Source organism: Paraburkholderia sp. EG304 (assembly GCF_046543485.1).
In the GTDB taxonomy this organism is placed as follows: Bacteria; Pseudomonadota; Gammaproteobacteria; order Burkholderiales; family Burkholderiaceae; genus Paraburkholderia; species Paraburkholderia youngii.
Map to the genome: position 1 here is coordinate 1 of NZ_JBKGUA010000165.1, position 3,161 is coordinate 3,161.

The window sequence follows — 3,161 nt, forward strand, 5'->3', positions numbered from 1 at the left end:
ACGCCGTCAGCGCGTAACCCACCGAGGCGATGCTGGCGAACGGACGCGACGGGTAACGGTCCGGGCTGAGCCCGTTGACCTCGTTGGTGGTATCCCAGAAGAACTGGAAGGTGCGGCGTTCGATATCGTCGAACAGCGGCGGCAGCTCCGGCTTCATCGGCCGCGGCGGCACATCCGCCTCGACCAGGATCACGGGCGGCTTCGGCTTGGCCGGCTCCTGCTGGGCCTGCGGCTGACAGGCAGCGGCGGCGAGACTGATCGTCGCAGCGGTCAACAGGTGGCGTGCCTGCATGGGCCAACTCCTTGTGCGGTGTTCGTGACTGGGAAGCATAACGTCCAATGACCTGAAATCGTTTACAGAACGCCGCTTTAAAAAACCACGCATGCGTGGTCGAAAGCGGCGGGTCATTGCCCAGGCCGCTGCCACCCTCCGTGGCACCGGCCTGGACAATGGACTGGCCCGAGGGCCAGCCATTGCCATGAAACCGGCCCCGTCCGAGGACGGGGCCGTTGCTGCATCAGAAGCGGAAGCCGACTTCGGCCTTGACCTGACGCGGCGTACCGATGATGTCGCCGGTCTCGTTGTAGCTGGCCTGCAGTTTGCCGTTGGTCTTCACGTAGTTGTAGGTCGAGAAGTTGTCGAAGTTGAACACGTTGATGATGTCGATGCGCGCGTACAGCTCGGTCTCGCCCGGCATCTTGAACGTCTTCGTCGCCTGCAGATCGACCGAACGGTAGCCGAAGATCTTGCCACCCAGCAGGAACTTGCCATTGGCGTTGGGCACAGCTGCCTGCGGGGTCGGCAGGTTGTAGCCGCTGGCCTGCGGCACCGGGTACCAGTCGTTGACGGCGGTCGGGGTGGCCAGGGTGACCTTGCCACCGAAGGTGATGCCCCAGAAGCCCGCGTACGAACCGGTGACCACCAGGCGGTGGCGCGGCGCGCCGTTGGAGCGGATGGTCGGATAATCTTCGATCAGGCCGCGGTCGAACGCGTACTTTTCGTTGATGTCACGGTTGTGGCGCGCGGTGGTCCAGGTGTAGGCCACCGAGGTGCCCCAGCCGCTTTCCTGGGTGAACGGCTTCTGCGCCGACAGCAGGACCTGGGTCGCACGGGTCTTGATGCCCTGCTGGCCGATGATCAGGCTGCCGAAGCCCGGCACGTTGCAGCTCCAGGCCTGGCCCAGGCCCGGCTCGGTGCCGCCGCACAGGCGCGGGTCATCGAAGAACTGGCCGGTCGGGTAACGGTTGCCCAGGGTGAAGGCGAAGCCGTCGTAGCTCAGGGTGCGGGAAATGGTGGCATCGGTCAGCCAGTCACCGACCTGGTTGCTCATGCCGAAGCTGAACTGATCCGAGTACGGCACCTTGAGGTTGTTGTTCAGCAGGTCGACTTCCAGGCCGGCATTGCTGGTCGAACCGACCAGGGCCTGCAGGTTGCCGATGCCGTTGAGCAGGTTCGGGTTCCAGTCATAGCAGGCGGCCTGGCCGTCGATGCAGGTGCCGGTCGCCGGGTTGCGGAAGTAGATGGTCGGCTGCGGCAGGGCCAGCTTGGTGGTTTCCAGCTGCAGGTTGTCGAACAGATCGCGGTCGTACGAACGACCCGCACCACCGTGGAACACGTGCTGCTCGTCGGCGTTGATGTCATACGAGAAGCCCAGGCGCGGCTGCCAGGCATCCTTGAACGCCTTGCGGTTGTGGCCGTTGCTGATGTAGTCGCCGATGTTCAGGCCACCCAGTGCCAGCGAATCGGCGTAGGTCTGGCCAGCGGCCGCGCGCGGATCCTGCGAGTAGATCGCGTCGACCACCTGCTGCGGGGTCACGAAGTCCAGGTAGGCCGGGGTCTTCTCGTAGTCCCAGCGCAGGCCGAGGTTGAGCTGCAGGTGGTCGTTGACCTGCCAGTCGTCCTGGATGAACAGGCCGATCTGCTTGGACTTCGAACGCACTTCGCCCGACACGCCCGACACGCCGGTCACCGGCTTGACGAACTGCGCCTTGTACGGAATGGACGACGGGAAGTCCGGATCGCCCAGGCTGTAGGTGAAGGTCGGATTGATCTGCGCGGCATCGGATGCGTACAGGTCGATCTGCTTGTACTTGGCACCCATCTTGATGGTGTGGTCACCCTGCCACTCGATGCCGTCCAGGGTCAGGTTGTCTTCGATCGACCAGCCCTTCTGGCCCTTCACCTGCGAATCCAGTGCCGATGCGCCACCGATCTTCACCACGGTGCGGTCTTCGGTGCCGTCCGGTGCGGTGTAGGTGATGCCGTTGGCCAGGGTCAGCGGGGTCGGGTTGTTGAACGAATCTTCGTGGGTGACCATCAGCTCGTTGTAGTAACGCTCGCCGCTGTGGTTCCAGCGCAGGGCGTAACGACGGTCGGTGTTGACCACTTCACGGCCGGCTTCCGGCGAGGTCTGGCCGCTGAACTGCGACTGGGTTTCGTCACGGTCCTGGAAGGTCAGCTCGATGCGATCGTTGTCGGTCGGCTCGAAGTCGATCTTGCCGAAGATCAGATCCTGCTGGAACGGCTGGCTGGCCGGGCCGAGGCCTGCGGCGCCGTCGGCCGGCAGCAGACCGGCGGCACTGGTTACCGCGCCGTCCGGCGCGATGGTGACCGGCAGGTCGAAGCGCTTGGCTTCGTAGGTCACGAAGAAGTGCGCCTTGTCCTGGATGATCGGGCCACCCAGTGCGAAGCCGTATTCCTTTTCGGCCGAGACCATCTTGTCCTTGCCGCCCTGGCGCTCGGCCGGGGTCTTGGCGCGCATGTCCTCGTTGGTGTAACGGTAGAAGGTCTCACCCTTGAACTCGTTGGTACCGGACTTGGTGGCCGCGGTCACGGCCGCGCTCGACACCTGGCCGTATTCGGCCTTGTAGTTGCCGCTGATGACCTTGTATTCGCCGATCGCCAGCTGCGGGAAGGGGTTGCCGGCGCTGCCGGACTGGCCGGCCACGCCGCCGCCCTTGACGTAGCTCTTCTGGCCCACGCCGTCGATGTAGACGTTGGTGCCATCGGAGTTGGTGGCACCGCCACGCAGGGAGGTGTTGCCCTTGGCATCACGGGTGAAGATCAGGCCCGGCACCGCGTCGGCGAATTCCAGGAAGTTGCGCGACACCTGCGGGGTGGTCTGGATCTGCTGCAGGCTGACGGTCTTGCCCACTTCGGA

The 3,161-nt window shown here is 64.4% G+C and carries 1 protein-coding gene and 1 pseudogene; both read right to left on the reverse strand.

What is annotated here, in order from left to right; translation table 11 throughout:
• Nucleotides 1–292 (reverse strand): annotated as a pseudogene (locus tag ACLFKU_RS42870) (hypothetical protein); the annotation flags it as partial.
• Between the two features lie 226 nt (nt 293–518).
• Nucleotides 519–3,161: TonB-dependent receptor domain-containing protein (locus tag ACLFKU_RS42875; protein WP_410853274.1), on the reverse strand; the 2,643-nt coding region annotated here is incomplete at its 5' end.